The sequence below is a fragment of the Klebsiella sp. PL-2018 genome (assembly GCF_019048985.1).
Taxonomy (GTDB): domain Bacteria; phylum Pseudomonadota; class Gammaproteobacteria; order Enterobacterales; family Enterobacteriaceae; genus Klebsiella; species Klebsiella michiganensis.
Window position 1 is genome coordinate 516,031 of the sequence record NZ_CP077673.1, and the last position, 26,679, is coordinate 542,709.

30 protein-coding genes are annotated in these 26,679 nt (G+C 55.7%); 23 read left to right on the forward strand and 7 right to left on the reverse strand.

Going from position 1 to position 26,679, the window contains the following annotated elements; genetic code table 11:
* The first annotated feature begins 5 nt into the window (after window positions 1–5).
* From mutL to rlmB, 11 genes are all read left to right on the forward strand, one after another.
* Window positions 6–1,895: a DNA mismatch repair endonuclease MutL gene (gene mutL / locus MKleb_RS02435; protein ID WP_025107633.1), complete on the forward strand. Its 1,890-nt coding sequence runs from the start codon at window positions 6–8 to the stop codon at window positions 1,893–1,895.
* On the forward strand, window positions 1,888–2,838 hold the full coding sequence (gene miaA / locus MKleb_RS02440) for a tRNA (adenosine(37)-N6)-dimethylallyltransferase MiaA (RefSeq protein WP_032695150.1): 951 nt from the start codon (window positions 1,888–1,890) through the stop codon (window positions 2,836–2,838). The genes mutL and miaA overlap by 8 nt, the downstream gene beginning before the upstream one ends.
* Before the next feature lie 92 nt (window positions 2,839–2,930).
* A complete protein-coding gene (hfq, locus tag MKleb_RS02445) occupies window positions 2,931–3,239 on the forward strand; it encodes an RNA chaperone Hfq (RefSeq protein ID WP_004097968.1) in 309 nt (102 codons plus the stop codon).
* Window positions 3,240–3,314: 75 nt separating this feature from the next.
* Window positions 3,315–4,595, forward strand: a complete 1,281-nt coding sequence (gene hflX / locus MKleb_RS02450) for a ribosome rescue GTPase HflX (protein WP_004097973.1) — start codon at window positions 3,315–3,317, stop codon at window positions 4,593–4,595.
* A 65-nt stretch (window positions 4,596–4,660) separates the two neighbouring features.
* A complete protein-coding gene (hflK, locus tag MKleb_RS02455) occupies window positions 4,661–5,917 on the forward strand; it encodes an FtsH protease activity modulator HflK (RefSeq protein WP_014227623.1) in 1,257 nt (418 codons plus the stop codon).
* Between the two features lie 2 nt (window positions 5,918–5,919).
* A complete protein-coding gene (gene hflC, locus MKleb_RS02460; RefSeq protein ID WP_004097977.1) occupies window positions 5,920–6,924 on the forward strand; it encodes a protease modulator HflC in 1,005 nt (334 codons plus the stop codon).
* 197 nt (window positions 6,925–7,121) lie between these two features.
* Window positions 7,122–7,319 (forward strand): DUF2065 domain-containing protein, encoded by a 198-nt coding sequence (locus MKleb_RS02465; RefSeq protein WP_004097978.1) that lies wholly within the window; start codon window positions 7,122–7,124, stop codon window positions 7,317–7,319.
* 102 nt (window positions 7,320–7,421) lie between these two features.
* The gene (locus tag MKleb_RS02470; RefSeq protein WP_004097979.1) at window positions 7,422–8,720 is read left to right on the forward strand and encodes an adenylosuccinate synthase; all 1,299 of its coding nucleotides are present in this window, start codon (window positions 7,422–7,424) and stop codon (window positions 8,718–8,720) included.
* A 149-nt stretch (window positions 8,721–8,869) separates the two neighbouring features.
* On the forward strand, window positions 8,870–9,295 hold the full coding sequence (gene nsrR, locus MKleb_RS02475; RefSeq protein WP_004097980.1) for a nitric oxide-sensing transcriptional repressor NsrR: 426 nt from the start codon (window positions 8,870–8,872) through the stop codon (window positions 9,293–9,295).
* Window positions 9,296–9,332: 37 nt separating this feature from the next.
* The gene (rnr, locus tag MKleb_RS02480) at window positions 9,333–11,783 is read left to right on the forward strand and encodes a ribonuclease R (RefSeq protein ID WP_217076430.1); all 2,451 of its coding nucleotides are present in this window, start codon (window positions 9,333–9,335) and stop codon (window positions 11,781–11,783) included.
* Between the two features lie 86 nt (window positions 11,784–11,869).
* Window positions 11,870–12,601, forward strand: coding sequence for a 23S rRNA (guanosine(2251)-2'-O)-methyltransferase RlmB (gene rlmB / locus MKleb_RS02485; protein WP_004109129.1), 732 nt, complete (start codon window positions 11,870–11,872; stop codon window positions 12,599–12,601).
* A 45-nt stretch (window positions 12,602–12,646) separates the two neighbouring features.
* Here the strand turns inward: rlmB and MKleb_RS02490 are convergent, their stop codons facing one another.
* Window positions 12,647–13,000: a hypothetical protein gene (locus MKleb_RS02490; protein ID WP_025107632.1), complete on the reverse strand. Its 354-nt coding sequence runs from the start codon at window positions 12,998–13,000 to the stop codon at window positions 12,647–12,649.
* 105 nt (window positions 13,001–13,105) lie between these two features.
* Here MKleb_RS02490 and MKleb_RS02495 point away from each other — a divergent pair, with 105 nt between their 5' ends.
* On the forward strand, window positions 13,106–14,743 hold the full coding sequence (locus MKleb_RS02495; protein WP_025107631.1) for an isovaleryl-CoA dehydrogenase: 1,638 nt from the start codon (window positions 13,106–13,108) through the stop codon (window positions 14,741–14,743).
* On the opposite strand, the gene yjfN is transcribed toward MKleb_RS02495, so the two are convergent.
* Both yjfN and bsmA read right to left on the reverse strand, forming a co-directional pair.
* Window positions 14,734–15,009, reverse strand: coding sequence for a DUF1471 family protease activator YjfN (gene yjfN / locus MKleb_RS02500; protein ID WP_014227626.1), 276 nt, complete (start codon window positions 15,007–15,009; stop codon window positions 14,734–14,736). The genes MKleb_RS02495 and yjfN overlap by 10 nt on opposite strands.
* 137 nt (window positions 15,010–15,146) lie before the next feature.
* Window positions 15,147–15,455, reverse strand: coding sequence for a biofilm peroxide resistance protein BsmA (gene bsmA, locus MKleb_RS02505; RefSeq protein WP_004097988.1), 309 nt, complete (start codon window positions 15,453–15,455; stop codon window positions 15,147–15,149).
* A gap of 197 nt (window positions 15,456–15,652) precedes the next feature.
* Between bsmA and yjfP the strand changes: the two genes are divergently transcribed.
* A complete protein-coding gene (gene yjfP, locus MKleb_RS02510) occupies window positions 15,653–16,369 on the forward strand; it encodes an esterase (RefSeq protein WP_004097989.1) in 717 nt (238 codons plus the stop codon).
* Here yjfP and ulaR read toward each other — a convergent pair.
* Together ulaR and ulaG are read right to left on the reverse strand one after the other, a co-directional pair.
* Window positions 16,366–17,121, reverse strand: coding sequence for an HTH-type transcriptional regulator UlaR (ulaR, locus tag MKleb_RS02515; protein WP_004097990.1), 756 nt, complete (start codon window positions 17,119–17,121; stop codon window positions 16,366–16,368). The genes yjfP and ulaR overlap by 4 nt on opposite strands.
* Window positions 17,122–17,227: 106 nt before the next feature.
* Entirely contained in the window at window positions 17,228–18,292 is a 1,065-nt protein-coding gene (gene ulaG, locus MKleb_RS02520; protein WP_004097991.1) for an L-ascorbate 6-phosphate lactonase, read from the reverse strand.
* Window positions 18,293–18,656: 364 nt separating this feature from the next.
* Here ulaG and ulaA point away from each other — a divergent pair, with 364 nt between their 5' ends.
* From ulaA to MKleb_RS02550, 6 genes are read left to right on the forward strand one after another with little or no spacing between them, the layout of a single operon-like run.
* The gene (ulaA, locus tag MKleb_RS02525) at window positions 18,657–20,057 is read left to right on the forward strand and encodes a PTS ascorbate transporter subunit IIC (protein ID WP_004097992.1); all 1,401 of its coding nucleotides are present in this window, start codon (window positions 18,657–18,659) and stop codon (window positions 20,055–20,057) included.
* A 12-nt stretch (window positions 20,058–20,069) separates the two neighbouring features.
* Window positions 20,070–20,375, forward strand: coding sequence for a PTS ascorbate transporter subunit IIB (ulaB, locus tag MKleb_RS02530; protein ID WP_004109091.1), 306 nt, complete (start codon window positions 20,070–20,072; stop codon window positions 20,373–20,375).
* A 9-nt stretch (window positions 20,376–20,384) separates the two neighbouring features.
* Window positions 20,385–20,852 (forward strand): PTS ascorbate transporter subunit IIA, encoded by a 468-nt coding sequence (ulaC, locus tag MKleb_RS02535; RefSeq protein ID WP_004097995.1) that lies wholly within the window; start codon window positions 20,385–20,387, stop codon window positions 20,850–20,852.
* A gap of 13 nt (window positions 20,853–20,865) precedes the next feature.
* On the forward strand, window positions 20,866–21,516 hold the full coding sequence (locus tag MKleb_RS02540; RefSeq protein WP_025107630.1) for a 3-keto-L-gulonate-6-phosphate decarboxylase UlaD: 651 nt from the start codon (window positions 20,866–20,868) through the stop codon (window positions 21,514–21,516).
* A gap of 9 nt (window positions 21,517–21,525) precedes the next feature.
* The gene (locus MKleb_RS02545; protein ID WP_014227628.1) at window positions 21,526–22,380 is read left to right on the forward strand and encodes an L-ribulose-5-phosphate 3-epimerase; all 855 of its coding nucleotides are present in this window, start codon (window positions 21,526–21,528) and stop codon (window positions 22,378–22,380) included.
* Window positions 22,380–23,066 carry an L-ribulose-5-phosphate 4-epimerase gene (locus MKleb_RS02550; protein ID WP_004097998.1) on the forward strand — a complete coding sequence of 229 codons (687 nt, stop codon included), beginning with the start codon at window positions 22,380–22,382 and terminating at the stop codon, window positions 23,064–23,066. Before MKleb_RS02545 ends, MKleb_RS02550 begins: the two co-directional genes overlap by 1 nt.
* A gap of 62 nt (window positions 23,067–23,128) precedes the next feature.
* Here MKleb_RS02550 and MKleb_RS02555 read toward each other — a convergent pair whose 3' ends face one another.
* Both MKleb_RS02555 and MKleb_RS02560 read right to left on the reverse strand, forming a co-directional pair.
* Window positions 23,129–24,322, reverse strand: coding sequence for an MFS transporter (locus MKleb_RS02555; RefSeq protein ID WP_025107629.1), 1,194 nt, complete (start codon window positions 24,320–24,322; stop codon window positions 23,129–23,131).
* A gap of 180 nt (window positions 24,323–24,502) precedes the next feature.
* On the reverse strand, window positions 24,503–24,778 hold the full coding sequence (locus tag MKleb_RS02560) for a YdgH/BhsA/McbA family protein (RefSeq protein ID WP_004098000.1): 276 nt from the start codon (window positions 24,776–24,778) through the stop codon (window positions 24,503–24,505).
* Between the two features lie 336 nt (window positions 24,779–25,114).
* Here MKleb_RS02560 and rpsF point away from each other — a divergent pair, with 336 nt between their 5' ends.
* The 4 genes from rpsF to rplI are packed head-to-tail and all read left to right on the forward strand — an operon-like array spanning window position 25,115 to window position 26,553.
* Window positions 25,115–25,510 carry a 30S ribosomal protein S6 gene (rpsF, locus tag MKleb_RS02565; protein WP_004098001.1) on the forward strand — a complete coding sequence of 132 codons (396 nt, stop codon included), beginning with the start codon at window positions 25,115–25,117 and terminating at the stop codon, window positions 25,508–25,510.
* 5 nt (window positions 25,511–25,515) lie between these two features.
* The gene (priB, locus tag MKleb_RS02570; protein ID WP_004098002.1) at window positions 25,516–25,830 is read left to right on the forward strand and encodes a primosomal replication protein N; all 315 of its coding nucleotides are present in this window, start codon (window positions 25,516–25,518) and stop codon (window positions 25,828–25,830) included.
* Between the two features lie 4 nt (window positions 25,831–25,834).
* Entirely contained in the window at window positions 25,835–26,062 is a 228-nt protein-coding gene (rpsR, locus tag MKleb_RS02575) for a 30S ribosomal protein S18 (RefSeq protein WP_000135199.1), read from the forward strand.
* Between the two features lie 41 nt (window positions 26,063–26,103).
* Complete coding sequence (gene rplI / locus MKleb_RS02580) at window positions 26,104–26,553, forward strand: 50S ribosomal protein L9 (protein ID WP_004098003.1); 450 nt, start codon at window positions 26,104–26,106, stop codon at window positions 26,551–26,553.
* The last annotated feature ends 126 nt before the right edge of the window (window positions 26,554–26,679 follow it).

A 26,679-nucleotide genomic window follows, 5' to 3' on the forward strand; every position in this document is an offset into this window, starting at 1 on the left:
CGGCCATGCCGATTCAGGTTCTACCGCCGCAGCTCGCCAACCAGATTGCCGCAGGTGAAGTGGTGGAACGTCCGGCGTCGGTGGTCAAAGAGCTGGTGGAAAATAGCCTCGATGCCGGGGCGACGCGCATCGACATTGATATTGAGCGCGGCGGGGCGAAGTTAATCCGCATTCGCGATAACGGCTGCGGCATCAAAAAAGACGAGCTGGCGCTGGCGCTGGCTCGTCACGCCACCAGTAAAATTGCTTCGCTGGATGACCTTGAGGCGATCATTAGCCTCGGCTTTCGCGGCGAAGCTCTGGCCAGTATTAGCTCAGTGGCGCGTCTGACGTTGACCTCGCGTACCGAAGATCAGCAGGAGGCCTGGCAGGCCTATGCCGAAGGGCGCGATCAGGCGGTCACCGTGAAGCCGGCGGCGCACCCGGTGGGAACAACGCTGGAAGTGCTGGATCTGTTTTATAACACCCCCGCCCGGCGCAAATTTATGCGCACCGAGAAAACCGAGTTTGGCCATATCGACGAGATCGTGCGGCGCATTGCGCTGGCGCGCTTCGACGTGACCATCAACCTCAGCCACAACGGCAAGTCCGTGCGCCAGTACCGGGCGGTATCGCAGGACGGCCAGCGCGAGCGGCGTCTGGGCGCGATCTGCGGTTTGCCATTTCTCGAACACGCGCTGGCGATTGAGTGGCAGCACGGCGACCTGACCCTCAGCGGCTGGGTGGCCGATCCGCTACATACCAATCCGACGCTGGCGGAGATTCAGTATTGCTACGTCAATGGGCGGATGATGCGCGATCGCCTGATTAATCACGCGATTCGCCAGGCCTGTGAAGACAAACTGGGCGCCGACCAGCAGCCTGCCTTTGTGCTGTATCTGAAGATAGATCCGCATCAGGTGGATGTGAACGTCCATCCGGCCAAACATGAAGTGCGTTTTCATCAGTCGCGCCTGGTGCATGACTTTATCTATCAGGGCGTGCTGAGCGTCCTGCAGCAGCAGCTGGAGGTGCCGTTGGCGGAAGAGGGCGATGAGCCCGCGCCGCGGCAGGTGCCGGAAAACCGCATTGCGGCGGGCGGCAATCATTTTGCCCAGCCAGCGGTCGCGCGTGAAAGCGCCGCTCCCCGTTACCGGGATGAGCCCGCCGCGCCGCGTTTTAATACCGGAGGTTCGCGAGAGTCCGCCGCCTCGGGTTCATCTGGCGGAGCCGCCTGGCCGCACGCGCAGCCAGGCTATCAAAAACAGCAGGGTGCGCTTTATCGCCAACTGCTGGATACGCCGGCCACGGAGCGCAAACCCCTGGCTCCCGCACCGGCAGCGGAAGGCCTGTCGGGCCATAGCCAAAGCTTTGGCCGCGTACTGACGATTATCGATAGCGACTGCGCGCTGCTGGAGCGCGGCGGTAAGTTAGCGCTGCTGGCTCTGCCGGTTGCTGAGCGCTGGCTGCGCCAGGCGCAGCTAACGCCGGGCGCAGAGGCGGTTTGCGCCCAACCGCTGCTTATCCCGCTGCGGATAAAAGTGTCCGACGAGGAAAAAGACGCGCTCAAGCAGGCGCAGTCGGCGCTGGCTGAGGTCGGGATTGAACTCCAGTCCGATGCGCACCACGTGACGGTCCGCGCAGTGCCTTTACCCTTAAGACAACAAAATTTACAAATCTTGATTCCTGAACTGATAGGCTACCTGGCGCAGCAAAAAACCGTCGACGTCGGCAATATTGCTCAGTGGATGGCGCGTAATCTGGCGAGCGAACATGCGCAGTGGAACATGGCGCAGGCGATTGCCGTCCTGGCGGATATCGAACGCTTATGTCCGCAGCTGGTTAAAGCGCCGCCGGGTGGTCTGTTACAACCTGTTGATTTACATTCGGCGATGAATGCCCTGAAAGATGAGTGATGTAACTGAGGCAAGCCTGCCTAAGGCAATATTTTTAATGGGCCCGACGGCCTCTGGTAAAACCGCATTGGCTATCGCCTTACGTAAAGTTTTGCCAGTAGAGTTGATTAGCGTTGATTCAGCCCTCATCTATCGAGGAATGGACATAGGCACGGCCAAGCCCGATGCCGCGGAGCTGAGCGCTGCGCCGCATCGTCTGCTGGATATTCTTGACCCGGCCGAAGCTTATTCCGCGGCGGATTTCCGCCGCGATGCGCTGGCAGAGATGGCCGATATCGTCGCTGCCGGGCGAATTCCGCTACTGGTTGGCGGAACGATGTTGTATTTCAAGGCGTTGTTGGAAGGATTGTCGCCTCTACCCTCGGCTGACCCTGAGGTCAGAGCCAGGATCGAGCAACAGGCCGCAGAGCAGGGATGGAACGCGTTACACCAGCAGCTACAGGAAATTGATCCGGTTGCCGCCGCGCGTATTCATCCAAATGATCCGCAAAGACTTTCCCGAGCACTGGAAGTTTTTTTCATTTCGGGTAAAACTTTAACGGAGCTGACGCAAACGTCAGGTGATGCTCTGCCGTATAAGGTGCACCAGTTCGCCATCGCCCCGGCGAGCCGTGAACTGCTCCATCAGCGCATAGAACAGCGTTTTCATCAGATGTTGGCTTCAGGTTTTGAAGCAGAAGTGCGGGCGCTTTTTGCCCGGGGAGATTTGCATACGGATATGCCTTCCATTCGTTGTGTCGGATATCGCCAGATGTGGTCTTACCTAAATGGCGAGATCCCGTATGATGAAATGGTTTATCGAGGTGTTTGCGCCACGAGACAGTTAGCTAAACGTCAGGTGACCTGGCTGCGCGGTTGGGAAGGTATCCACTGGTTAGACAGTGAACAACCTGAACAAGCGTTCAACAAAGTATTACAGGTTGTTGGTGCTAGCCTGGACTGAACGTGTACAATTGAACGGGTATCGTGCGTAATTTTTTTAAGAATCGTAAGGTTCTGAGTACAAAACAAGCATACATATAAGGAAAAGAGAGAATGGCTAAGGGGCAATCTTTACAAGATCCGTTCCTGAACGCTTTGCGTCGGGAACGTGTTCCGGTTTCTATTTATTTGGTGAATGGTATTAAGCTGCAAGGGCAAATTGAGTCTTTCGATCAGTTCGTGATCCTGTTGAAAAACACGGTCAGCCAGATGGTCTATAAGCACGCAATTTCTACTGTTGTCCCGTCTCGCCCGGTGTCACACCACAGCAACAATGCTGGCGGCGGTACAAACAACTATCACCACGGTGGTGGTGCGCAGGGTTCTTCTGCGCCGCAGCAAGACAGCGAAGACGCCGAATAAGGCAGATGCTGTTTTTCCACGTCGGGGAGCCAGGTTTTCTGCGTTCCCCGCTGGTATTTTATAAGGGGTTTACGCTTGTTTGACCGTTATGATGCCGGTGAGCAGGCGGTACTGGTACACATCTATTTTTCGCAAGACAAAGATATGGAAGATCTCCAGGAGTTTGAAACTCTGGCCTCTTCCGCCGGTGTCGAAGCAATGCAGGTGATTACCGGTAGCCGTAAAGCACCGCACCCGAAGTATTTTGTTGGTGAAGGTAAAGCAGTCGAAATTGCGGAAGCCGTAAAAGCGACCGGTGCATCGGTCGTGCTCTTCGATCATGCCCTGAGTCCGGCACAGGAACGGAACCTGGAGCGCTTATGCGAATGTCGGGTTATCGATCGTACCGGCTTGATTTTAGATATTTTTGCCCAGCGAGCGCGTACCCACGAAGGGAAACTGCAGGTCGAGCTGGCGCAGCTGCGCCACATGGCGACTCGCCTCGTTCGCGGCTGGACCCACCTTGAAAGACAGAAAGGCGGGATTGGTTTGCGCGGCCCGGGGGAAACCCAGCTCGAAACTGACCGCCGCTTGCTGCGTAACCGTATTATGCAGATCCTGGCGCGACTGGAAAAAGTTGAAAAACAGCGTGAGCAGGGACGGCGGTCACGCGCCAAAGCCGATATTCCAACCGTGTCGCTGGTCGGTTATACCAACGCCGGTAAATCCACGTTGTTCAATCAGATAACCGAAGCCGAGGTCTATGCTGCGAACCAGCTGTTCGCCACTCTGGACCCAACGCTGCGCCGGATTGATGTCCCTGATGTCGGCGAAACCGTCCTGGCGGATACCGTAGGCTTTATTCGCCACCTGCCGCACGATCTGGTGGCCGCGTTTAAAGCGACGCTCCAGGAGACGCGCCAGGCGACGCTGTTGCTGCATATCATTGATGCTGCCGATGTGCGCGTGCAGGAAAATATTGACGCAGTGAATACGGTGCTCGCGGAAATCGAAGCTGATGAGATCCCGGCGCTGCTGGTCATGAATAAAATCGACATGCTGGATGATTTTGAGCCGCGTATCGATCGGGATGAAGAAAATAAACCGATTCGGGTCTGGCTTTCCGCCCAGACCGGGGTTGGCGTACCGCTGCTTTTTCAGGCTTTGACGGAACGGCTTTCTGGTGAAGTGGCCCAGCACACGCTGCGCCTGCCACCGCAGGAAGGTCGGTTGAGAAGCCGGTTCTATCAGCTTCAGGCGATAGAGAAAGAGTGGATGGAGGATGACGGTAGCGTTGGTCTGCAGGTGCGCATGCCGATCGTTGACTGGCGTCGCCTCTGTAAACAAGAGCCAGCGCTGGTTGAATACGTGATTTGACCTTGCAGCTTGCCTGAAGATATTGACCCCTGTGGGGATATCAAAAACAAATATGGAGCATATACATGGCGTGGAATCAGCCCGGTAATAACGGACAGGACCGCGACCCGTGGGGAAGCAGCAATAACCAAGGCGGCAACTCTGGGGGAAATGGCAACAAAGGCGGTCGCGAGCAGGGACCTCCCGATCTGGATGATATCTTCCGTAAGCTAAGTAAAAAACTTGGCGGCCTGGGTGGCGGAAAAGGTGGACTGGGCGGCGGTAGCGGCTCTCAGGGACCTCGCGGGCCAATGGGCGGACGTATCGTCGGCATCGTTGCCGCCGCTGCGGTTATTATCTGGGCAGCCAGCGGTTTCTATACCATTAAAGAAGCTGAACGTGGCGTCGTCACTCGCTTTGGTAAATTTAGCCATCTGGTTGAGCCTGGCCTTAACTGGAAACCTACTTTCATTGATAACGTTCAGGCGGTTAACGTTGAGTCGGTCCGCGAACTGGCGGCTTCCGGCGTCATGCTGACGTCTGACGAAAACGTCGTGCGCGTTGAGATGAACGTGCAGTACCGCGTGACCGATCCGGAACGCTATCTGTTTAGCGTCACCAGCGCGGACGACAGCCTGCGTCAGGCCACCGACAGCGCCCTGCGTGGCGTGATCGGTAAATACACCATGGACCGTATCCTGACCGAAGGACGTACCGTCATTCGTAGCGATACCCAGCGCGAGCTGGAAGAGACCATTCGTCCGTACAACATGGGTATCACCCTGCTCGACGTCAACTTCCAGACGGCGCGTCCGCCGGAGGAAGTAAAAGCCGCGTTTGATGATGCGATTGCCGCGCGTGAAAACGAACAGCAGTACATTCGTGAAGCGGAAGCTTACACCAACGAAGTCCAGCCGCGGGCTAACGGTCAGGCGCAGCGTATCCTTGAAGAGGCTCGCGCCTATAAGACCCAGACCGTTCTTGAAGCGCAGGGTGAAGTGGCTCGTTTTGCAAAAATTCTGCCTGAGTATAAAGCGGCTCCGGAAATTACCCGCGAGCGTCTGTATATCGAAACCATGGAAAAAGTGCTGAGCCATACGCGCAAAGTGCTGGTTAACGATAAGGGGAGCAACCTGATGGTTCTGCCTCTGGATCAGATGCTGAAAGGCGCCGGCGCGCCGGCGGCAAAGAGCGATAGCAGTGGCGCAAGCGATCTGCTGCGTCTGCCGCCTGCAGCCAGCTCAAACAGCGCCAGTAACGCTTCTACCTCTACGGGAGGCACCATTATGGACCAACGCCGCGCCAACGCGCAGCGTAACGACTACCAGCGTCAGGGGGAATAACGATGCGTAAATCTGTTATCGCGATAATTGTCATCGTGCTGGTGGTGCTCTACATGTCCATCTTTGTGGTCAAAGAGGGCGAGCGCGGCATTACGCTGCGTTTTGGTAAAGTTCTGCGCGACGATGAAAACAAACCGCTGGTGTACGCGCCTGGCCTTCACTTCAAGATTCCTTTTATTGAATCCGTGAAGATGCTTGATGCGCGTATCCAGACGATGGACAACCAGGCCGACCGCTTTGTTACCAAAGAGAAGAAGGACCTGATTGTTGACTCTTACATCAAGTGGCGCATCAGCGACTTTAGCCGTTACTACCTGGCAACCGGCGGCGGTGACGTTTCCCAGGCCGAGGTGCTGCTGAAGCGTAAATTCTCTGACCGTCTACGTTCTGAAATTGGCCGTCTGGATGTGAAAGACATCGTGACCGACTCCCGCGGCCGTCTGACCCTGGAAGTCCGCGATGCGCTGAACTCAGGTTCTGCGGGCACAGAAGATGAAGTCAGTACGCCGGCTGCCGATGACGCGATTGCTAAAGCGGCGGAGCGTGTTGAAGCAGAAACAAACGGTAAGGTTCAGGTGATCAACCCGAACAGTATGGCGGCGCTGGGTATTGAAGTCGTCGACGTGCGTATTAAACAGATCAACCTGCCTGCCGAAGTGTCTGAAGCGATCTACAACCGTATGCGCGCCGAGCGTGAAGCGGTAGCGCGTCGTCACCGTTCACAGGGTCAGGAAGAAGCTGAAAAACTGCGCGCGACCGCGGATTATGAAGTGACCAAAACGCTGGCGGAAGCCGAGCGTCAGGGTCGTATTCTGCGCGGTGAAGGCGATGCTGAATCGGCGAAACTGTTTGCTGATGCATTCAGCCAGGATCCAGGCTTCTATGCCTTTATCCGTAGCCTGCGTGCGTATGAGAACAGCTTCCAGAGCAATCAGGATGTGATGGTTCTCAGCCCGGACAGCGATTTCTTCCGCTATATGAAATCACCCACGTCAGCGACCCGCTGATAAGCAATGAGTAAGCAAAAAGGCGCCCGTTGAGGCGCCTTTTTTACAATGTTCGCAGCGGATTTGGGTTCGCCAATGGGTTATGTATTTTGTTTCATAAAGCCGGTTCATAACAATGATGAAATACCGGAGAATATGAATTGAGCAACGACTCACAGGGGTGAGCGACGGTGGCTGTACTTACATAAAGGTGAATAATGAACTCTACAATTTGGCTGGCACTGGCGCTGGTTTTAGTACTTGAAGGGCTTGGGCCGCTGCTTTATCCGCGCGCGTGGCGTCGAATGGTCGCCACGATGAGCCAATTACCGGATAATTTATTACGCCGGTTTGGCGGAGGTCTTGTGGTTGCCGGTATCGTCATCTACTACATGTTGAGGAAAACGATTGGCTGAGCGTAAAGTAGACTAATTTCCCGCCTTTTGAGTGCAAAAAGTGCTGTAACTCTGAAAAAGCGATGGTAGAATCCATTTTTAAGCAAACGGTGATTTTGAAAAATGGGTAACAACGTCGTCGTACTGGGCACCCAATGGGGTGACGAAGGTAAAGGGAAGATCGTCGATCTCCTGACTGAACGGGCTAAATATGTTGTGCGCTATCAGGGCGGTCACAACGCCGGCCATACTCTCGTAATCAACGGTGAAAAAACCGTCCTCCATCTCATTCCATCAGGTATTCTTCGCGAGAATGTCACCAGCATCATCGGTAACGGTGTCGTGCTTTCTCCGGCTGCGCTGATGAAAGAGATGAAAGGTCTGGAAGACCGTGGTATCCCTGTCCGCGAGCGTCTGCTGCTTTCTGAAGCGTGCCCGCTTATCCTCGAATATCACGTTGCGCTGGATGTCGCGCGTGAAAAAGCGCGCGGCGCGAAAGCTATCGGTACGACCGGTCGCGGTATCGGCCCGGCTTACGAAGATAAAGTGGCTCGCCGCGGTCTGCGCGTTGGCGATCTGTTTGATAAAGCCACCTTCGCTGAGAAACTGAAAGAAGTGATGGAATATCACAACTTCCAGCTGGTGAATTTCTACAAAGCTGAAGCGGTTGATTACCAGAAAGTTCTCGATGACGTCATGGCGATTGCCGACATCCTGACCGCGATGGTTGTTGACGTTTCCGATCTGCTTGACCAGGCGCGCAAGCGTGGCGATTTCGTCATGTTTGAAGGCGCACAGGGTACGCTGCTCGATATCGACCACGGTACCTATCCGTACGTAACCTCTTCCAACACCACCGCAGGTGGCGTGGCGACCGGCTCCGGTCTGGGTCCGCGTTATGTAGACTACGTTCTGGGTATCATCAAAGCGTACTCCACTCGCGTAGGTGCGGGTCCGTTCCCGACTGAGCTGTTTGATGAAACCGGCGAGTTCCTGTGCAAGCAGGGTAACGAGTTTGGCGCTACCACCGGCCGTCGTCGTCGTACCGGCTGGCTGGATGCCGTAGCGGTGCGCCGCGCGGTGCAGATTAACTCCCTGTCCGGTTTCTGCCTGACTAAGCTGGACGTCCTGGACGGCCTGAAAGAAGTTAAAATCTGCGTAGCCTACCGGATGCCGGATGGCCGCGAAGTGACGACCACTCCGCTGGCTGCTGACAACTGGGAAGGCATCGAGCCGATTTACGAAACCATGCCGGGCTGGTCTGAAACCACCTTTGGCGTGAAAGAGCGCAGCGGTCTGCCGCAGGCAGCGCTGAACTACATCGCACGCATTGAAGAGCTGACCGGCGTACCGGTTGATATTATCTCTACCGGTCCTGACCGTACCGAGACGATGATTTTGCGCGATCCGTTCGACGCATAACGATCTCCAGGGGCGCCGTTAAGGCGCCTCTTGTTTTTGCTGTTCGCCCGCCCCATTTAAATAAATTAGCGGCCTGAGCGCTGGCTGGTTTATCATCAATAGTAATTGTCTACCGACGCACTCTGTTTTTCTTTTCCCTGAGGTTGATTGTGCAGTTAACGAGTTTCACTGATTACGGATTACGCGCGCTGATTTATATGGCGTCGCTACCGGATGGAAGAATGACCAGCATCTCCGAAGTGACGGAGGTTTACGGCGTTTCCCGTAATCATATGGTTAAAATAATCAATCAACTAAGTCGCGTGGGGTACGTGACGGCGGTACGGGGAAAAAACGGGGGAATTCGTCTGGGGAAACCGGCAAATATGATTCGCGTGGGTGATGTTGTTCGCGATCTGGAGCCGCTCTCGTTGGTCAACTGCAGCAGCGAATTTTGCCATATTACGCCCGCCTGTCGTCTGAAACAGGCGCTTGCTGAAGCCGCGCAAAGTTTTCTCAAGGAACTGGATAACTACACGCTGGCCGATTTGGTTGAAAAGAATCAACCGCTTTATAAATTATTGCTGGTGGAGTGACGTAAACTTCACTGGAGATGACAACGGAGGAACCGACATGTCACAAGATCCTTTCCTGGACCGCGAATCTGAAAAATACGCTAATCCAATCCCGAGCCGGGAATTTATCCTCGATCATTTAGCAAAACGCGAAAAACCGGCTAGCCGACATGAGCTGGCAATAGAGCTGAATATTGAAGGCGAAGAACAACAAGAAGCATTGCGCCGCAGACTGCGCGCAATGGAACGCGATGGTCAGCTGGTCTTTACGCGTCGTCAGTGCTATGCGCTGCCGGAACGTCTTGACCTGCTGAAAGGGACCGTTATCGGTCATCGCGATGGTTATGGCTTCCTGCGCGTTGAAGGCCGTAAAGATGACCTGTATCTGTCGTCCGAGCAGATGAAAACCTGTATTCACGGCGATCAGGTGCTGGCGCAGCCGCTGGGCGCCGACCGTAAAGGCCGTCGCGAAGCGCGTATTGTCCGCGTACTGGTGCCAAAAACGGGCCAGATTGTGGGCCGCTACTTTACCGATGCGGGCGTTGGCTTCGTGGTGCCGGATGACAGCCGCCTGAGCTTCGATATCCTGATCCCCCCGGAACAGATCATGGGCGCGCGGATGGGGTTTGTGGTGGTGGTTGAGCTGACCCAGCGCCCAACCCGCCGCACCAAAGCGGTCGGCAAGATCGTTGAGGTCCTCGGCGACAATATGGGTACCGGCATGGCGGTCGATATGGCCCTGCGCACCCATGAAATTCCCTACGTCTGGCCGCCAGCGGTCGAAAAACAGGTCGCCGGCCTGAAAGAACAGGTACCGGAAGAGGCGAAACAAGGGCGCGTTGATTTACGCAGCCTGCCGCTGGTCACCATTGATGGCGAAGACGCCCGTGACTTTGATGATGCCGTGTACTGCGAGAAGAAACGCGGCGGTGGCTGGCGTCTGTGGGTGGCGATCGCCGATGTGAGCTACTACGTGCGCCCGGGTACGCCGCTGGATGGCGAAGCGCGCAGCCGCGGCACGTCGGTCTACTTCCCGTCTCAGGTGGTTCCGATGCTGCCTGAAGTGCTCTCTAACGGCCTGTGTTCACTGAATCCTCAGGTCGACAGGCTCTGTATGGTTTGTGAAATGACGATTTCGGCCAAGGGGCGTCTGACCGGCTTCAAATTCTACGAAGCGGTGATGAGCTCCCATGCCCGTCTGACCTATACCAAAGTCTGGCATATGCTGCAGGGCGACCAGGATCTGCGTGAGCAGTACGCGCCGCTGGTTAAGCATATTGAAGAGCTGCATAACCTCTACAAAGTGCTGGACGGCGCGCGTGAAGAGCGCGGCGGTATCTCATTTGAGAGTGAAGAAGCTAAATTCATCTTTAATGCTGAACGCCGCATTGAACGTATTGAGCAGACTCAGCGTAACGACGCGCACAAGCTGATTGAAGAGTGCATGATCCTGGCGAACATCTCCGCTGCGCGCTTCGTTGAGAAGGCCGAGGAACCGGCGCTGTTCCGTATCCATGACAAACCGAGTACGGAAGCGATTACCGCATTCCGTTCGGTGCTCGCGGAGCTGGGGCTTGAACTGCCTGGCGGCAACAAGCCGGAGCCGCGCGACTATGCGGAATTACTGACCTCTATCGCCGATCGTCCGGATGCAGAGATGCTGCAAACCATGCTGCTGCGGTCGATGAAACAGGCGATATACGACCCGGAAAACCGCGGCCACTTTGGTCTGGCGCTGCAATCCTATGCCCACTTCACCTCGCCGATTCGCCGCTATCCTGACCTTTCGCTGCATCGCGCGATCAAGTATTTACTGGCGAAAGAGCAGGGCCATAAAGGCAATAGCACCGAGACCGGCGGCTGGCACTACAGCATGGACGAGATGCTGCAGCTGGGGGCGCACTGTTCGATGACCGAGCGTCGTGCTGATGAAGCGACGCGCGATGTTTCGGACTGGCTGAAGTGTGATTTCATGCTGGATCAGGTGGGTAACGTCTTTAAGGGCGTGATTGCCAGCGTGACCGGCTTTGGTTTCTTCGTCCGTCTGGATGAGCTGTTTATTGATGGTCTGGTGCACGTCTCCTCCCTCGATAACGACTACTACCGCTTCGATCAGGTCGGACAGCGTCTGATTGGTGAATCCGGCGGCCAGACCTATCGACTGGGCGATCGCGTGGAAGTGCGCGTTGAAGCGGTCAACATGGACGAGCGTAAAATTGACTTCTCGCTTATCTCCAGCGAGCGCGCGCCGCGCAACGTCGGTAAGACCGAGCGTGAAAAAGCGAAGAAAGGCGGCGCAGGTAAATCTTCCGGACGTCGCCGTCAGGCGGGCAAGCAGGTAAACTTCGAGCCGGATAGCGCATTCCGCAAACAGAAAGGTCAGTCTCAGCCGAAAGCCGCTCAGCCAAAAGGCGAGAAGAAAGCGAAAAAGCCGTCGGAGAAAACCCAGAAGATAGCCGCAGCGACCAAAGCCAAGCGCGCGGCGAAGAAAAAGAATATCGCTGAGTAGTGCGATTCCCTTTACCCCCGCGCCTCCCGACATCGTGGCGGGGCGGGGGGAAGGGAACGGATAACAGAACCTAAACGAGTAGATAAATGAGTGAAATGATTTACGGCATCCACGCGGTGCAGGCACTGCTGGAGCGCGCTCCTGAACGTTTTCAGGAAGTCTTTATTCTGAAAGGCCGTGAGGATAAGCGCCTTATGCCGCTGATCCATGCCCTGGAAGCGCAGGGCGTGGTGATTCAGGTCGCCAGCCGCCAGTTTCTGGATGAGAAAAGCGAAGGCGCCGTTCATCAGGGAATTATTGCCCGCGTGAAGCCCGGACGTCAGTATCAGGAGAACGATCTGCCGGATCTGATCGCCTCTCTCGATCAGCCGTTCTTTTTGATCCTTGACGGCGTGACCGATCCGCACAACCTCGGCGCCTGTTTACGTAGCGCTGACGCCGCTGGCGTGCATGCGGTGATTGTCCCCAAAGACCGTTCTGCGCAGCTGAATGCCACGGCGAAAAAAGTGGCCTGCGGCGCGGCGGAAAACGTCCCGCTGATCCGCGTCACCAACCTGGCGCGTACCATGCGTCTGCTGCAGGAAGAGAACGTCTGGATCGTCGGTACCGCCGGCGAGGCCGATCATACGCTGTTCCAGAGCAAAATGACCGGATCGCTGGCGCTGGTCATGGGGGCGGAAGGCGAAGGCATGCGCCGCCTGACCCGGGAGCACTGCGACGAGTTGATCAGCATCCCGATGGCCGGTAGCGTGTCGTCGCTGAACGTATCGGTCGCCACCGGTATTTGCCTGTTTGAAGCGGTACGCCAGCGCAGCTAATCTCTTCTTTCCAAATAAGCCATTCTCTGGAATGGCTTATCTTCTTCAGTTCTGACCGCCTTCTCGCTCTATCCGACGGGCAATGTCGAGACCTCTTTCAACATAGTTCAGGACCTGGCTCAAGGGTAATTCTTCTCCCGGTTCATCTCCCGTTTGCTCGAGGAATTTAAGCTGCGCGCCTCGATTCTTTAATACTTTGATGAGATTAAGAAAATTTCCAACAGGATTCTGCTCTTCCAGAATGTCATCGCAGATTTTGTTTTCATCAAATGAGGTGACGTAACCGGAAGCGTTCAGGTTCTGTTTGATAGCGCTCATCGCGAGATGAGGAAGATGGCGGTGGATAAGCGGAATATAGTTCGGCGCATTTTGCCGATCTTCAATAATTAAATGAATCATGAAATTCCCTTTCTGATTGTGAGAGAACTTTATAACAGAGTTCTCTGACGGAAAGTGCGCCGTTGTCCATACTTATGGATAGAGCCATTGAAGGAGGGAAACATAATGCACTGGCAAACTCATACCGTATTTAATCAACCCTCGCCGCTATGTAACAGTAACTTATTCCTGTCCGATACCGCCCTGCGTGAAGCCGTCGTCCGCGAAGGCGCGGGCTGGGATGGCGATCTGCTGGCGAGCATTGGCCAACAGCTGGGGACGGCCGAATCGCTGGAACTGGGGCGCCTGGCCAACAGCAATCCGCCGGAACTGCTGCGCTATGACGCAACGGGATCGCGTCTTGACGATGTTCGTTTCCATCCCGCCTGGCATTTACTGATGCAGGGGCTGTGCGCTAACCGGGTACATAATCTTGCCTGGCAGGAAGAGGCTCGTGAAGGCGCCTTCGTTGCCCGCGCTGCCCGCTTTATGCTGCATGCGCAGGTCGAGGCGGGCACCCTGTGTCCCACCACCATGACCTTTGCCGCGATTCCATTGCTGCAGCGCTCCTTACCCGAGACTTTTAGCGACTGGCTATCGCCGCTATTAAGCGATCGCTACGATCCGCACCTTGTGCCGGGTAATCAGAAACGCGGGCTGCTTATCGGGATGGGGATGACGGAAAAGCAGGGCGGGTCCGATATCCTGAGCAACACGACGCGAGCGGAGAAAAGCGCAGAAGGCTTTTATCATCTGATCGGACATAAATGGTTTTTCTCGGTACCGCAGAGCGATGCTCATCTGGTGCTGGCTCAGGCGCCGGCGGGCCTCTCCTGCTTTTTTGTTCCGCGCCTGTTGCCGGATGGCCAGCGTAACGGCGTACATCTGGAAAGGCTGAAAGATAAATTAGGTAACCGCGCGAACGCCAGCAGCGAAGTCGAGTTTTTCAATGCCTGCGGCTGGCTGGTCGGAGAAGAGGGCGATGGCGTCCGGCAAATTCTCAAAATGGGCGGCCTGACCCGTTTTGACTGCGCGCTGGGTAGCCATGCGCTGATGCGCCGGGCCTATTCGGTAGCGCTATACCATGCTCTGCAGCGTCAGGCATTTGGTAAAAATCTGGTCGATCAGCCGATAATGCGTCAGGTTCTGGGGCAGATGGCGCTGCGGCTGGAAGGGCAAACCGCCTTTCTGTTCCGCCTGGCGAGGGCCTGGGACAGGCGCGACGATGTGCAGGAAGCGCTATGGGCAAGGCTGTTCACGCCCGCCGCGAAATTTGCTGTCTGCAAATCCGGGATCGCGTTCGTCGCCGAGGCGATGGAGGTACTGGGCGGTTCAGGCTATTGTGAAGAGAGTGAATTACCGCGTTTGTACCGTGAAATGCCGGTAAACAGCATCTGGGAAGGTTCCGGTAATATTATGTGTCTGGACGTGATGCGGGTTCTGATGAAGCAGCCGGCGGCGCTCGAACTTCTGGCGGCGGAGTGCGCGGAAGTGAAAGGGCAAAATCGTCATTTCGATCGGACGTGGCGGCAGCTGCAGCAGTGGCTACGGCGGCCTCTGGAAGAGCAGGGGCGGGAGATTACCCGGCTGGTCTATATGCTGGGCGTTGGGGCGCAGCTATTACGCTTCGCGTCACCGCCGCTGGCAGAGGCCTGGTGCCGTATGATGCTCGACGCGCGCGGCGGCATGCGGCTGGATGAGCAGACGCTGGATGACTTACTGTTACGGGCAACGGGGCGTGGACGACAGGCGCCTCAGGCATAAAGAATGGCCTGTACCCGCCAGTTGTCCGGCTGCTGCTCCTCGTACATCTGGACGATGCGATACCAGGAGGCGCCCTGCTCATCGGCCTGCACGGCGATAGCGTGTTCAACATCCTGCTGGCTGCCCGAGATGTTGTTAACGCAAATCAGGCCAATTTCGTTCAGGCCCGTTACGCAGTCAGCGCTGGCAAACTCCGCTGACTGCGCGGAAGTATTGGCCGTGACGGTGGTCAACATCAGGCTGGGTAGGGTAAAAGTTCGTTTCATCGTCAGCTCCATTTCACATAGTCCTGAGGGCAGTCCGTTGCTAACGTCCTGCCAGGTTACAGCTGGCCGAACGTTATTATGCACAGGAGAACGTGAATGGATGCAAAGCAGTGTAAAGCTGGCTTAAAGGTTGACCGCTATTTACGGTACAAAATTGCCTGCGAATACCACTGGCCCGGAACCATGGTGTCATCAATCATTATGATGACGTAGTAATCCGCTTTAGCCGCCTCAGCTTTGACCTTTAGCGCAGCCTCGACATCCATCGGTGAGCCGTACATTAATACGCTCACCGTCCCCATCTTCTGCAGACCCGCCGTCTGATTACGCTGGATCTCTTGTGGATGGTCGGTTGCCGGCGGCGGCGCCTTTGGCGTCCCCTGTAGGGCGCTACAGCCGGTTAAAGCGATTGCCATTAACCACGGTGCAAACCTACGCATAACCATATCTCGTTTCCTGTTAGTCATAGTGTAGTGGTAGCCTGAATGTCATTTCCGGGGAATGTTCCCAAATTGTTATCCCGTACGCGATTTTCGAATGAAAATATCGTGAAAGCGTAATCTGGTTCTCAAGATTATGAATCATGTGCGAACGAGCGACTTGAGTAATAACATAACATCACTTGAGAGAAAGGAGACGGTAAATGATTGCACTAGAAATGCGTAACCTTGCGGGTGGGGAGGTTCTCCATGCGTACCCGCAGGGCGCCGCGGATACGGCGCTGCCTTGCATTGTCTTTTATCATGGTTTTACCTCTTCTAAGCTGGTCTACAGCTATTTTGCCGTTGCGCTTGCAGAGGCGGGGTTTCGGGTGATTATGCCTGATGCAGCGGAACACGGCGCGCGCTACCGGGGAGACGAACAGGGGCGGATGCAGCGCTTCTGGCCGATTCTGATGAACAATTTTATTGAATTTCCGGCACTACAGGAGGCGATTCGGGATCGGGGATGGCTTGCTGACGACAGGCTGGCGGTGGCAGGCGCATCGATGGGCGGAATGACGGCATTAGGGATTATGACCCACCACCCGGAGCTGAAAAGCGTAGCCTGCCTGATGGGGTCAGGCTATTTCAGTTCGCTCTCGCAGGCGCTTTTCCCTTCGCCTTCGTTCGATGCAGAACAGCTGGTGGCGTGGGACGTCAGCCAGCAGCTGGCGACCCTGGCCAGCCGTCCGCTGCTGCTCTGGCACGGCGATGAAGATGATGTCGTGCCGCCGGGGGAAACCTTCCGCCTGCAGCAGGCGCTGCAGCAAAACGCGCTGGCCGACAATTTAACCTGCCTCTGGCAGAAAGGCGTCCGCCACCGCATTACGCCGGAAGCGTTAGCCGCGACGGTGGACTTTTTTCAACGTCACCTTTAAACGCGAATCACCTGCACGCCCTGATCCTCAAGCTGCTTGAGGATCGCCTCATCCGCCTGTTTACCGGTAATCACCAGGTCGATTTGCCCGGCCTGGCTAAAGAGCATTCCGGCGCGTTCGCCGACTTTGCTGCTGTCGACCAGGACCGCGAGTTTGCCGACGACGTTAAGCATTTTTTGCTCCGCCATCGCCGTCAGCATATCGGTTTTATACAGCCCTTCGGCGGTCAACCCTTTGCCGCTGGTGAACATCCAGTGCCCGGCATACAGGCTGTTTTCGCTGCCCTGCGGGCTCAGGGTGATAGAGTGGCTGCGGTTATACTGCCCGCCCATAATGATGACGCTGTCGTGTTCCTGATCGATCAGATAGTTGGCCAGCGGCAAATAGTTGGTGATGATCTGTACCGGTTTGCCGCACAGCTCCTGCCCAAGCAGGAATGCGGTAGAGCCGCAGTTAATGACGATGCTTTCGCCAGGGTTGACCAGCTGCGAAGCCGCACGCGCAATCCGTACCTTCTCATCGTGGTTTTGCGCCTGGTGAATATTCATTGGCGACCAGCGCGGGCGCTGCTCGCTGATGGCTTCCGCGCCGTTGCGGACTTTTTTTAGCCTGCCGCTTTCGTCGAGTTTGTTGATATCGCGTCGTGCCGTCGCCGGAGAAATTCCCAGCCGGGAAATCACCTGCTCCACGGTGACAAATCCCGTTTGTGCCAGCAAATCCAGTAAAATTTGATGTCTTTGCGCTTCCGTCATGAGCAAATCCGATTAAAAGTGATAAGCAAAGATGATATTTGAAATCAGGTGAAAATACTAATGCTGACGGGGATAATTTCCGGCGGGCGGTCCCGCCGGAGAAGCCTTACAGGAACGACTTAAAGGGCAGGTCCGGTTCCATCGTGAAGCAATCGTCGAATCCGCGCGGATAATGGTATTCGAAGTTGTCTTTATCCAGCGGCCAGGTGAATTTTCCGCCCACCTGCCAGATGAAAGGCTTAAAGCCATACTGCAGACGATCTTTTTTCATCTCCCACAAAACGCGGATTTCCTGCGGATCGGCCTGGAAGTTTGACCAGATATCGTGATGGAACGGGATTACCACTTTAGCATTCAGCGACTCGGCCATGCGCAGGATATCGGCGCTGGTCATTTTGTCGGTGATACCGCGCGGGTTCTCGCCATAGGAGCCCAGCGCCACGTCGATCTGGTGTTCGTTACCGTGCTTCGCGTAGTAGTTGGAGTAGTGGGAATCGCCGCTGTGATACAGGTTGCCGCCCGGCGTTTTGAACAGGTAGTTCACCGCGCGCTGATCCATTCCGTCCGGCAGGACGCCTGCGGCTTTTTGATCCGCGGGTAAGGTGATGAGGGCCGTACGGTCAAAAGCGTCAAGCGCGTGGATTTCAACATCCTTTATTTTAACCACATCCCCTGGTTTCATCACGATACAGCGCTCTTTTGGAACGCCCCAGCCCATCCACAGGTCGACGCAGGTTTGCGGGCCGATGAACGGCACGTCCTCGGCGCAGTTCTGCATGACCGCGGCGGCCACGTTCACATCAATATGATCGTTATGATCGTGAGTGGACAGTACGGCGTCGATCTGGCGAATAGCGAACGGATCGAGAACAAACGGAGTGGTGCGCAGGTTTGGCTGGAGCTTCTTCACGCCGGCCATACGCTGCATCTGGTGGCCCGTTTTCATCAGCGGGTTCCCGTGGCTTTGCTTGCCGGTACCGCACCAGAAATCGACGCAGATATTGGCTCCGCCTTCGGATTTCAGCCAGATGCCCGTACAACCCAACCACCACATGGCAAAGGTGCCCGGCGCAACCTGCTCTTGTTCAATTTCTTCGTTCAGCCAGCTACCCCACTCCGGAAAAGTGTTCAGGATCCATGATTCGCGGGTGATGGTTTGTACTTTACTCATTTGTTTTTCCCTCACATATTATCAGAAGTAATCACGATGTGATTTGTTTTGACGAATACTGGCACCGTTTATTCAAGATTGCAATCCTGAAATTTGCCCTTCATGAGGGGAATCGTGGAGAGTAAAAAGAGGGGCAGGCTGACGTTATGACATGAGTTAGGTTTTATTTCATTGATTTAAATATACTATTTTACATTTTGTAGAAATGAGAATTAATACGATGGCGGATTGTGTGATTATTTGCGGCGTGCGTCACATTTAATCAAATATAATCTTGTTGTGATTATTTTTGATTATTAGAGTGATCGCAACAACCAACCTGGGCGTAGCGTGCGTTCAGAGCGTCCACCTTCTGGAGTGTGTTATGGAGATTCTCTACCACATCTTTACCGTGTTCTTTAACCAGGTTATGACCAACGCCCCGCTGCTGCTGGGTATTGTGACCTGCCTGGGCTATATCCTGCTGCGCAAAAGCGCCAGCGTTATTGTTAAAGGGACGATTAAAACCATTATCGGTTTTATGCTGCTGCAGGCCGGCTCCGGCATTCTGACCAGCACGTTTAAGCCGGTCGTGGCGAAAATGTCTGAGGTTTACGGCATTAACGGCGCTATCTCCGATACCTACGCGTCAATGATGGCCACGATCGAACGCATGGGCGACGCCTACAGCTGGGTGGGCTATGCCGTGCTGTTAGCCCTGGCGCTGAATATCTGTTATGTCCTGCTGCGGCGTATTACCGGTATTCGCACCATCATGCTGACCGGGCACATCATGTTCCAGCAGGCGGGGCTGATTGCCGTCTCTTTTTACATCTTCGGCTACCCGATGTGGACGACCATCATCTGTACGGCGGTACTGGTGTCGCTCTATTGGGGCATTACCTCGAACATGATGTATAAGCCGACTCAGGAAGTGACCGACGGCTGCGGCTTCTCCATCGGACACCAGCAGCAGTTCGCTTCATGGATTGCTTACAAGGTCGCCCCGTATCTGGGCAAAAAAGAGGAGAGCGTTGAGGATCTTAAGCTGCCGGGCTGGCTGAACATCTTTCACGACAACATCGTCTCCACGGCCATCGTGATGACCATTTTCTTCGGCGCGATTCTGCTCTCCTTCGGCATCGACACCGTACAGGCGATGGCGGGTAACACCCACTGGACGGTCTATATCCTGCAAACGGGCTTCTCGTTCGCCGTCGCTATTTTCATTATCACCCAGGGCGTGCGCATGTTCGTCGCCGAACTTTCCGAGGCGTTCAATGGTATCTCCCAGCGCCTGATTCCCGGCGCCGTACTGGCCATTGACTGTGCGGCGATCTATAGCTTTGCGCCAAACGCCGTCGTCTGGGGCTTTATGTGGGGCACCATCGGCCAGCTGATCGCCGTCGGTATTCTGGTCGGCTTCGGCTCTTCCATTCTGATTATTCCGGGCTTTATCCCGATGTTTTTCTCAAACGCCACCATCGGCGTCTTTGCTAACCACTTTGGCGGCTGGCGCGCGGCGCTCAAGATTTGTCTGGTGATGGGCATGATCGAAATATTTGGCTGCGTCTGGGCGGTGAAGCTGACCGGCATGAGCGCCTGGATGGGCATGGCGGACTGGTCAATTCTGGCGCCGCCGATGATGCAGGGCTTCGCCTCCATCGGTATCGCGTTTATGGCCGTCATTATCATTATCGCACTGGCTTATATGTTCTTCGCAGGGCGCACGCTGCGCGCTGAAGAGGACGCGGAAAAACAACTGGCAGATGCTTCTGCTCAATAAGGAGTTTCGACTATGACCGTACGTATTCTGGCTGTATGTGGCAACGGGCAAGGCAGTTCCATGATCATGAAGATGAAGGTGGACCAGTTTTTGACCCAGTCAAATATCGATCACACGGTAAACAGCTGCGCGGTGGGGGAATACAAAAGTGAACTCAACGGCGCGGACATCATCATCGCCTCCACCCATATCGCCGGTGAGATTAGCGTCTCCGGCAATAAATACGTGGTTGGCGTGCGCAACATGCTCTCGCCTGCGGATTTTGGCCCGAAACTGCTGGAGGTGATCAAAGCGCACTTCCCGCAGGATGTGAAGTAAGGACGCCAAATGAAATTACGTGATTCGCTGGTGGAGAACAACTCCATCCTTTTACAGGCCGACGCCAGCACCTGGCAGGAAGCCGTCAAGCTGAGCGTTGATTTACTGGTGAAGGCGGATGTCGTGGAGCCGCGCTACTACCAGGCCATTCTGGATGGCGTTGCTCAGCACGGCCCTTATTTTGTGATTGCTCCCGGTCTGGCGATGCCGCACGGTCGGCCGGAAGAGGGGGTGAAGAAAACGGGCTTTGCGCTGGTTACGCTGAAAACGCCGCTGGTTTTCAATCATGAGGATAACGACCCGGTCGACATCCTGATCACCATGGCGGCCGTGGATGCCAATACCCATCAGGAAGTCGGCATCATGCAGATCGTCAACCTGTTTGAAGATGAAGCCAATTTTGACCGTTTACGCGCCTGCCGCTCCGCGCAGGAAGTTCTGGAATTAATTGATAACGCTACGGCAGCGGCCGTTTAAAAGGAACACCAAAATGTCATTACCTATGTTGCAGGTTGCGCTCGATAACCAATCTATGTCTTCCGCGTATGAAACGACGCGCCTGATTGCCGATGAAGTGGACATTATTGAAGTCGGTACCATTCTCTGCGTGGCTGAGGGCGTACGCGCCGTTCGCGACCTGAAGGCGCTCTATCCCAACAAAATCGTGCTGGCGGACGCCAAAATCGCCGATGCCGGTAAAATTCTCTCCCGCATGTGCTTTGAAGCCAACGCCGACTGGGTCACCGTGATCTGCTGCGCGGACATCAACACCACCAAAGGCGCGCTGGACGTGGCGAAAGAGTTCAACGGCGACGTCCAGATCGAACTGACCGGCTACTGGACCTGGGAGCAGGCGCAGGAGTGGCGTGAAGCGGGCGTTCAGCAGGTGGTTTATCACCGCAGCCGCGATGCCCAGGCCGCCGGCGTAGCGTGGGGCGATGCGGATATCAGCGCGATCAAACGCCTGTCCGGGATGGGCTTTAAAGTCACCGTCACCGGCGGCCTGGCGCTGGAGGATTTGCCGCTGTTCCAGGGGATTCCGATCCACGTCTTTATCGCCGGTCGCAGCATTCGCGACGCCGCTTCCCCGGTGGAAGCCGCGCGGCAGTTTAAACGTTCGATCGCCCAGCTGTGGGGCTAAGGAGCGGCTATGCTGTCGAAACCTATTCCGCTCGGCATCTATGAAAAAGCGCTCCCCGCCGGGGAGTGCTGGCTGGAACGTCTGCGGCTGGCTAAGGCGCTCGGTTTTGATTTCGTCGAAATGTCGGTCGATGAAACTGACGACCGCCTGGCCCGGCTCGACTGGAGCCGGGAGCAGCGCTTCGCGCTGGTTAACGCGATTGCGGAAACCGGGGTGCGCGTGCCCTCAATGTGCCTGAGCGCCCATCGGCGCTTCCCGCTCGGTAGCGAAGACGACGCGGTACGGGCGCAGGGCCTGGAGATTATGCGCAAAGCGATTCGGCTGGCGCAGGATGTGGGGATTCGCGTAATCCAGCTGGCGGGCTACGACGTCTACTACCAGGAAGCCAATAACGAGACGCGTCGTCGTTTCCGCGATGGGCTAAAAGAGAGCGTTGAAATGGCCAGCCGCGCGCAGGTAACGCTGGCGATGGAAATTATGGACTACCCGCTGATGAACTCGATCAGCAAGGCGCTGGGCTACGCCCACTACCTGAATAATCCGTGGTTCCAGCTCTATCCGGACATCGGCAACCTTTCCGCCTGGGATAACGACGTACAGATGGAGCTTCAGGCCGGGATGGGGCATATCGTGGCGGTGCATATAAAAGACACGAAACCCGGCGTATTTAAAAACGTGCCGTTCGGCGAAGGCGTCGTCGATTTTGAACGTTGTTTCGAAACGCTCAAGCAGACGGGCTACTGCGGCCCGTATCTAATTGAAATGTGGAGCGAAACGACCGACGATCCCGCCGCCGAGGTCGCGAAAGCGCGCGATTGGGTGAAGGCGCGGATGGCCAGCGCCGGTCTGCTGGAGGTGGCATAATGCAAACGCTGAAACGGCAGGTTTTCGACGCCAATATGGATTTACCGCGCTACGGCCTGGTCACTTTTACCTGGGGTAACGTCAGCGCTATCGACCGCGAACGGGGGCTGGTGGCGATTAAGCCCAGCGGCGTCGCCTACGAGACCATGAAAGCGGACGATATGGTGGTCGTGGATCTCGAAGGGAACGTGGTGGAAGGACGCTATCGTCCTTCTTCCGATACCGCCACGCATCTGGCGCTGTATCGCCGCTATCCGAGCCTTGGCGGCGTGGTGCATACCCACTCGACGCACGCGACGGCCTGGGCGCAGGCGGGTCTGGCTATTCCCGCTCTGGGGACGACCCACGCGGACTACTTCTTTGGCGACATTCCCTGCACCCGGGCGTTAAGCGCGCAGGAAGTGGCGGAGGCTTATGAGCTGAACACGGGCCACGTGATTATCGAAACGCTGGGTGACGTTGAGCCGCTGCATACGCCGGGCATCGTGGTCTATCAGCACGGGCCTTTTGCCTGGGGCAAGGATGCGCACGATGCGGTGCATAACGCGGTGGTGATGGAAGAGGTGGCGCGGATGGCGTGGATTGCTCGCGCGATCAATCCGCAGCTGAAGCCCATCGATAGCTGGCTGATGGACAAGCATTTTATGCGCAAGCACGGGCCAGATGCCTATTACGGGCAAAAGTGAAACAGGTGCTCCGGAGCATTTCATCTTTATGATGAATCAACCGGTCTGCTCCGGAGCCATTTTTAGTTTTGCTGATAAGCCGACGGCATGCAGCGCATGCCAACCAGCGTCACAACGCAGATTATCGCGCCGGCGTAAAACGTCGAGGCGGCGCCCAGAACTTCCCACAGCACGCCCGCACCGGCGCTGGCCAGCAGCAGGGCGATGCCGCTCATCAGGTTGAACATCCCGAACGCTGTTCCGCGCAGTTCAGGCGGGGCGGTGTGCGCCACCATCGCCGCCAGCAGACCCTGCGTCATGCCCATATGAATACCCCACAGCGCGACGCCGGCTAAAAGCGTGCTCCAGTGGCTGCTGAGCGCCAGCACGATATCGGCGGCGATCAGCACCAGCAGGCCCCACTGCAGCATTCTGCTGTGGCTCATGCTGTCCGATAGTTTCCCGAATGGATAGGCGGTCAGGCTGTAAACCAGATTCATGGCGACCATCACCAGCGGAATAGCGAACAGCGGGATCGCCATCTGCTGGGCGCGCAGGACCAGAAAGGCTTCGCTGAAGCGGGCAAGGGTAAAAATCGAGCCGATAGCCACCACCCACCAGTAGGCGGCGGAAAGCTTCTTGAGATTCTCGCGGCGCAGGGGGTTAGTGCGTTTCTGGACGACCGCCGTCCTGGGCTCTTTTAATCCAAAGCCCAGTAAAGCGATAGAGAGAACGGCGGGGATCGCCGCGACCCAAAAAATAGACTGGAAATCGTTATCCCAGAGAAACATCAGCGCGACGGCAAGCAGCGGCCCCAGAAAAGCGCCGATGGTATCCAGCGACTGGCGCAGCCCGTAGGCGGCTCCGCGAATTTCCGGCGGGGTGACGTCGGCGACCAGCGCATCCCGCGGCGCGCCGCGTATCCCTTTGCCCACGCGGTCGATCATCCGGGCGCTAAACACCACGCCTGAGGTGGGCGCGATGGCGAAAAGAGGCTTGCTCAGCGCACCCAGGCCATAGCCGAGCAGCGCCAGCCCTTTACGCTTGCCGACATAATCGCTGATGACGCCGGAAAACACCTTCAGTATCAGCGCGGTGGCTTCCGCGACGCCTTCGATAATGCCGATAATAATGACGCTGGCTCCCAGCGTGGTGGCCATAAATAGAGGGAGCAGGCTGTGGATCATTTCCGAGGAAACATCCATCAGCAGGCTAACGCCGCCAAGAACCCAAACCCCTTTTGGGATACGGCTTAGCGTGGCAAAACGCGGAACCATGAAGCACTCCGGATAATCATGCGGTTAAAGAGTGATTAAATCAGGTTACGCTGGCGCTGATAAGTCACGAGAAAAAATAATTCTCAATTGCATTAAGGCGCGATTGTGCGGGTATGACCGCCGGGCAATGCCATCGTTGGCTTCTCCCTGCAACGGGAAGAAGCCAACGATCCGGGAAAACTAGCGGTAAATGGCGGCACTGGCGTGAATGGCGCCGTCGCTTCCCGGTTCATGAATGAGGATCGGCTGGAAGTACTTCGCTCCCTGAGCATCGCTCTGCTGGCTAAGCGCCTGGTCGGCTTCCTGCTCGGTGGCGATGTTGTGGTTGATATAGATAACGCCGAGGCTCTGCACATCGTCCATGTTGCGGGCCTGGCGGGCATCGATTTTAATAGCAGCCAGCGCGTTGGCGCTCAACAAAAGCGCTGCCATCATGGTTATGAGGATGTATTTCATCACCTACCTCCTTATGACGCTCCTGACGTTCACCCGCTTCCCTGGGGTATGGATTGCTTCTGATCTAAGTGTAATCTCTGCCTGTCTGGCGTATCGCGACCATTTCTGATGCAGTTGTTCAAAAAATTGTCGCTTCCGTCGTTGATTAATTTTAAATCACTGGCTTAAGGTCACTTCGCGCTTAGTGCGAATTATTTGCACAATTCACTTGTCTTAAACCCCGCTCGCCCGTATTATGACGCGTCAATTTTTCAGCCGCCCTTTAACACGTTCCTTGCCTCCATGGGCCGCGGCTGACCCAGACAGGAGGCTGAATAATCCGTAAGGAGCAATTCGATGCGTCATTACGAAATCGTTTTTATGGTCCATCCTGACCAGAGCGAACAGGTTCCGGGCATGATCGAACGTTACACTGGTGCAATCACTGCAGCAGAAGGTACGATCCACCGTCTGGAAGACTGGGGCCGCCGTCAGCTGGCTTATCCGATCAACAAACTGCACAAAGCTCACTACGTTCTGCTGAACGTTGAAGCGCCGCAGGAAGCGATCGATGAGCTGGAAACTAACTTCCGCTTCAACGACGCCGTTATCCGCAGCATGGTAATGCGTACTAAGCACGCTGTTACCGAAGCATCTCCGATGGTTAAAGCGAAAGACGAGCGCCGTGAGCGTCGCGAAGATTTCGCCAACGAAACCGCAGATGATTCTGAAGCTGGGGATTCTGAAGAGTAATCCTGATGACCAACCGTCTGGAGCTGTCCGGCATTGTATGCAGGACTCCACTTCGTAAGGTCAGCCCGTCAGGAATTCCACACTGCCAGTTCGTGCTTGAGCATCGTTCAGTGCAGGAGGAAGCCGGTTTTCACCGGCAGGCATGGTGCCAGATGCCCGTGATAATTAGCGGACACCAGAACCAGGCCATTACTCACAGTATAACGGTCGGTAGCGCAGTAATCGTTCGAGGGTTCATCTCTTGCCACAAGGCAAAGAACGGCTTGAGCAAAATGGTTCTGCATGCCGAGCAGATTGAATTGATAGATTCTGGAGACTAGCCATATGGCACGTTATTTCCGTCGTCGCAAGTTCTGCCGTTTCACCGCGGAAGGCGTTCAAGAGATCGACTATAAAGATATCGCTACGCTGAAAAACTACATCACCGAAAGCGGTAAGATTGTCCCGAGCCGTATCACCGGTACCCGTGCAAAATATCAGCGTCAGCTGGCACGCGCTATCAAACGCGCTCGCTACCTGTCCCTGCTGCCGTACACTGATCGTCATCAGTAATCGGTCACGGTCCATTAATACGACTTTGAGAGGATAAGGTAATGCAAGTTATTCTGCTTGATAAAGTAGCAAACCTGGGTAGCCTGGGTGATCAGGTTAACGTTAAAGCGGGCTATGCTCGTAACTTCCTGGTACCACAGGGTAAAGCTGTTCCTGCTACCAAGAAAAACGTTGAATTCTTCGAAGCACGCCGTGCTGAACTGGAAGCCAAACTGGCCGAAGTTCTGGGCGCTGCTAACGCACGTGCTGAAGCAATCAACGCACTGGGCACCGTTACCATCGCGTCTAAATCTGGCGACGAAGGTAAACTGTTCGGTTCCATCGGTACTCGCGACATCGCTGACGCTGTAACTGCAGCTGGCGTTGCCGTTGCTAAGAGCGAAGTTCGTCTGCCGAACGGCGTTCTGCGCACCACCGGTGAGCACGAAGTGGACTTCCAGGTTCACAGCGAAGTTTTCGCTAAACTGGTTGTTAACGTTGTAGCTGAGTAATTTTTTACTCAACTCACGTCGAGACGCCGGCCTTGTGCCGGCGTTTTGCTTTTCTGTCTTTGTCGAATCTTTTCCTGGTATGGTGGCTATTCTTAGCAACTTTCTGGATAATAAAATAAAACACTA

Coding starts and splice junctions, on each gene's coding strand:
- ulaB (WP_004109091.1), top strand. CDS start 20,070: ATGACCGTACGTATTCTGGCTGTATGTGGCAACGGGCAAGGCAGTTCC.
- ulaG (WP_004097991.1), bottom strand. CDS start 18,292: ATGAGTAAAGTACAAACCATCACCCGCGAATCATGGATCCTGAACACT.
- bsmA (WP_004097988.1), bottom strand. CDS start 15,455: ATGGTTATGCGTAGGTTTGCACCGTGGTTAATGGCAATCGCTTTAACC.
- ulaC (WP_004097995.1), top strand. CDS start 20,385: ATGAAATTACGTGATTCGCTGGTGGAGAACAACTCCATCCTTTTACAG.
- hfq (WP_004097968.1), top strand. CDS start 2,931: ATGGCTAAGGGGCAATCTTTACAAGATCCGTTCCTGAACGCTTTGCGT.
- rplI (WP_004098003.1), top strand. CDS start 26,104: ATGCAAGTTATTCTGCTTGATAAAGTAGCAAACCTGGGTAGCCTGGGT.
- hflC (WP_004097977.1), top strand. CDS start 5,920: ATGCGTAAATCTGTTATCGCGATAATTGTCATCGTGCTGGTGGTGCTC.
- MKleb_RS02490 (WP_025107632.1), bottom strand. CDS start 13,000: ATGATTCATTTAATTATTGAAGATCGGCAAAATGCGCCGAACTATATT.
- priB (WP_004098002.1), top strand. CDS start 25,516: ATGACCAACCGTCTGGAGCTGTCCGGCATTGTATGCAGGACTCCACTT.
- MKleb_RS02540 (WP_025107630.1), top strand. CDS start 20,866: ATGTCATTACCTATGTTGCAGGTTGCGCTCGATAACCAATCTATGTCT.
- mutL (WP_025107633.1), top strand. CDS start 6: ATGCCGATTCAGGTTCTACCGCCGCAGCTCGCCAACCAGATTGCCGCA.
- ulaR (WP_004097990.1), bottom strand. CDS start 17,121: ATGACGGAAGCGCAAAGACATCAAATTTTACTGGATTTGCTGGCACAA.
- rnr (WP_217076430.1), top strand. CDS start 9,333: ATGTCACAAGATCCTTTCCTGGACCGCGAATCTGAAAAATACGCTAAT.
- rlmB (WP_004109129.1), top strand. CDS start 11,870: ATGAGTGAAATGATTTACGGCATCCACGCGGTGCAGGCACTGCTGGAG.
- yjfN (WP_014227626.1), bottom strand. CDS start 15,009: ATGAAACGAACTTTTACCCTACCCAGCCTGATGTTGACCACCGTCACG.
- MKleb_RS02550 (WP_004097998.1), top strand. CDS start 22,380: ATGCAAACGCTGAAACGGCAGGTTTTCGACGCCAATATGGATTTACCG.
- MKleb_RS02470 (WP_004097979.1), top strand. CDS start 7,422: ATGGGTAACAACGTCGTCGTACTGGGCACCCAATGGGGTGACGAAGGT.
- MKleb_RS02465 (WP_004097978.1), top strand. CDS start 7,122: ATGAACTCTACAATTTGGCTGGCACTGGCGCTGGTTTTAGTACTTGAA.
- MKleb_RS02560 (WP_004098000.1), bottom strand. CDS start 24,778: ATGAAATACATCCTCATAACCATGATGGCAGCGCTTTTGTTGAGCGCC.
- miaA (WP_032695150.1), top strand. CDS start 1,888: ATGAGTGATGTAACTGAGGCAAGCCTGCCTAAGGCAATATTTTTAATG.
- MKleb_RS02545 (WP_014227628.1), top strand. CDS start 21,526: ATGCTGTCGAAACCTATTCCGCTCGGCATCTATGAAAAAGCGCTCCCC.
- rpsF (WP_004098001.1), top strand. CDS start 25,115: ATGCGTCATTACGAAATCGTTTTTATGGTCCATCCTGACCAGAGCGAA.
- rpsR (WP_000135199.1), top strand. CDS start 25,835: ATGGCACGTTATTTCCGTCGTCGCAAGTTCTGCCGTTTCACCGCGGAA.
- MKleb_RS02495 (WP_025107631.1), top strand. CDS start 13,106: ATGCACTGGCAAACTCATACCGTATTTAATCAACCCTCGCCGCTATGT.
- yjfP (WP_004097989.1), top strand. CDS start 15,653: ATGATTGCACTAGAAATGCGTAACCTTGCGGGTGGGGAGGTTCTCCAT.
- ulaA (WP_004097992.1), top strand. CDS start 18,657: ATGGAGATTCTCTACCACATCTTTACCGTGTTCTTTAACCAGGTTATG.
- MKleb_RS02555 (WP_025107629.1), bottom strand. CDS start 24,322: ATGGTTCCGCGTTTTGCCACGCTAAGCCGTATCCCAAAAGGGGTTTGG.
- hflK (WP_014227623.1), top strand. CDS start 4,661: ATGGCGTGGAATCAGCCCGGTAATAACGGACAGGACCGCGACCCGTGG.